This window comes from Desulfosarcina sp. (genome assembly GCF_041551955.1).
In the GTDB taxonomy this organism is placed as follows: domain Bacteria; phylum Desulfobacterota; class Desulfobacteria; order Desulfobacterales; family Desulfosarcinaceae; genus Desulfosarcina.
Genome location: NZ_JBFELV010000557.1, coordinates 1 through 2,822, shown reverse-complemented (window position 1 = coordinate 2,822; position 2,822 = coordinate 1). Strand labels below are relative to the sequence as shown.

5 protein-coding genes are annotated in these 2,822 nt (G+C 52.8%); all 5 read right to left on the bottom strand.

Translation table 11 applies throughout. The annotated features are described in order from the left end of the window. Nucleotides 1–1,143 (bottom strand): DEAD/DEAH box helicase (locus tag ABYV26_RS24085; protein ID WP_372683892.1); only part of this gene is annotated, 1,143 nt, incomplete at its 3' end. Between the two features lie 47 nt (nucleotides 1,144–1,190). After that, nucleotides 1,191–1,373: a hypothetical protein gene (locus tag ABYV26_RS24080; RefSeq protein ID WP_372683891.1), complete on the bottom strand. Its 183-nt coding sequence runs from the start codon at nucleotides 1,371–1,373 to the stop codon at nucleotides 1,191–1,193. Between the two features lie 28 nt (nucleotides 1,374–1,401). After that, nucleotides 1,402–1,740: a hypothetical protein gene (locus ABYV26_RS24075; protein WP_372683890.1), complete on the bottom strand. Its 339-nt coding sequence runs from the start codon at nucleotides 1,738–1,740 to the stop codon at nucleotides 1,402–1,404. A 227-nt stretch (nucleotides 1,741–1,967) separates the two neighbouring features. Further along, nucleotides 1,968–2,432: a cereblon family protein gene (locus ABYV26_RS24070; protein WP_372683889.1), complete on the bottom strand. Its 465-nt coding sequence runs from the start codon at nucleotides 2,430–2,432 to the stop codon at nucleotides 1,968–1,970. Nucleotides 2,433–2,445: 13 nt separating this feature from the next. Next, a partial coding sequence (locus ABYV26_RS24065; RefSeq protein WP_372683888.1) for an HU family DNA-binding protein occupies nucleotides 2,446–2,822 on the bottom strand: 377 nt, incomplete at its 5' end.

Below are 2,822 nucleotides of genomic sequence, written 5' to 3'. Positions count from 1 at the left end.
GGTGGCGATCAGCACATTGACACGGCCTTTCTTGAGGCGCTCCAACACGGCCTTTCGCGCATCGTCGTTCAGATCGCCGGTGAGCAGGTCAGCATGAACGTCCAGCTTGTATCGCAGGATACCCTGAAGCGTCTCACAATGCTTTTTTCGGTCCGACAGAACCAGGCAGACACCTTTTCCGCCCCGGACCTCTTTCGCCACGTCCGATGCGATGAGCCGGTTGCGCGCATCGTCGGCGGTCAGTTCGGACAGCATGCGGGAATAATCGTTGACCGGGTCGAAAAAAGGTTCGAATGCAGTGGTTCGGACCACCACGTCTGCTTTTAGAATATGGCCTTTTTCCTCCAGCTGGACCTTGTCCACCTCGTGGTGAACGTCTCCCAAATGCCAGAATATGAGTTTGGAGAGTTTGTCCCGCCGCCACGGAGTGGCCGAAAGGCCCAGCATGTAGCGGCAGTCGAAGGCGGTGACCGCTTCGGTGAAGGTTCGGCTGGGTGCCCGGTGGCACTCGTCCACGACGAGATGGCCCGTGTAAGGAGCGATTTGATCCGTACACCGGTAGAGGGTTTGAACCAGCGCCACGGTAATCTGCTCCCCGATTCTATTTTTGCCTGCACCGATCAGTCCCACCTGATCCGCGGGGATGCCCAGAAACTGTTCGATGCGCTGGATCCACTGAAAAGCAAGATCTTTGGTGTGCACCACCACCACGCTCGGTTGACGTCGTTGGGCGATCAGAAAGAGCCCGACGACGGTTTTTCCGCTCCCGGTGGGTGCACTCATCGTACCGAAATCCTTTTTTAGCATTGCCGTCGCGGCGGCGGATTGGAAAGCTTTGAGTGCACCGTTGAAGCAAAAATCCACATCCGGCAGCAACCGGCGCTGGTCGTCGATGCGATAGGAAAGATGCTCCCGCTTAAGCAGGAGAATCAGTTGGCGGGCATATCCGCGGGGGATGATGATCCCGTTTTTGCCGGAGCGACGGTAAAAGCGAAGAATTTTCTTCGTTCCCCGGTTCCAGCGCCCCATGCGATCATTCTCGACCCATTTGGGGTTGAGCATCTGAAATCGCTCCACCAGCGTTTCCAGCAGCGTGGCGGGCGCGTGATTGATCTTCAGAGAATGCGTGATAGTGAGTTTCACCTCACCCTTTTCAGTTGTCGGCGCACACACGGCAGGCTCGCAGCGAACTATTGATAGAAGCGAAGGAAGACGGGAATCATGAATGTGACCACGATCAAAATGCCCGGAATCGTCAGGTAGGGGGCATACCATGGTTTTCCGGCAGATTTGGCTTTCCTGACTTCGGAAAGAAACCAGTTGCCGAGAAAAAAGGCGGCCACCAGAATCGGGATTGCTTTTAGGATTGCCATAAGCGGAAAAAAACTCCTGTGGGTGAAATCAAGCCGATGCACCGGGAAGCAACGCCATTCTCAACGTGATATGGCGTCCGTCCTTCCACGGCCAGAATTTGGCGATGATCACACCATTTTCAAAACTTTTTTCGAAAAGGGTTTGCTCGATTCGAATACTGCCGGTACCCTCGGTGACTGCCAGATCCTTTTGCGTCGGAGACGTTCCACTGGGTTTTACCGGTTTTTCAAGAAAAGCAGATAAAATCCGCTCCCACTCGGCCAGATCATGTTGAAAAAATACAAGTTCAAAAAGGTCCTCACGATCGCACCGTCTCTCATGAACATCCAGGTGAAGGCAACAGTCAGAGATATCGCGAAGTTTCATCGCCACGGGCCCCCTGTTCAATAGGTAGATTCAGCATCCGTTCGCGTCGGAAAATTGGTGAAAAATCCATTTGCATTATAGGTGAACGCCAGGGTTCTGTCAAAAGTATAAATGGCATTCAGGTTTCGATTGATAATAACCCCATGTTATCTATACGAAACGTTTCACGTGAAAACACACTCGGTGGTGTTGAAGCGATGGTGCCGGCACAAATTGTGGCCTATTCGTCACCCCTCCCTGACGATGAGCCGGTCGGTGATCAACCCGTGAAAGAAACTGCCGTCAGCTGCCGAGAAGCGCCATCCAAGGTGAACCTGGCAGTTGGCACACACGGCAATACGCCACACGGTGCCGGCAAACCAGGTGAATTGAGGCGAGTGGGGTCCAACATACACGCATCCCCAGGCATGCCGGTAGCAGGCGATTTCAAAAACGATACCCTCGGGATTGGCGAACGTATGTGCGTGTGCGCCGTTGATCGCCTGGCGCTCTGCGGTTGAAGTGATCCCGTGGAGGCATTGGCGGCAGACAATGCCCTCTCCAGTCGATACGGATGTCTTGTCATGCGGAGCGGGCGAGGATTCGCCTCTACTTTTTTTCGATTGGGGATCAGGCCGAAAAAGATGCTGTAAACGGTGCAGCGTTTGCCCAGGGTGATCGCAGCATCCTGCCGCAACAAGTGTTGGTTTCATCAGACGCAGTGTGTCAACGACTTAGATTGTCCACCCGCTCTTTCAGTTCTTTTCCACACCTGAAAAAAGGCAGTCTTTTGGATTTGACGGTTACCGATTCACCCGTCTTCGGATTGCGACCCTTGTAGGAACCATAATGTTTGACGAAAATGCTTCCAAACCCTCTGATTTCAACACGGTCACCATTGGCCAGCGCATTGGTCATTTCCCCGAAAAAAAGATCGATCACCCGCTCAGCTTTTTCTCGAGTAAAGCCGTTTTTTCTTTTCAATGCTTCGATCAGATCCCCTTTGTTCATGTTCGCCCCCTTGGTATCATGAATTATATCAGCATCGTAAAAGTTTATCGACGGCTTGTCAACGGGCGTATGCGTCGATTTCCATTTTTGTT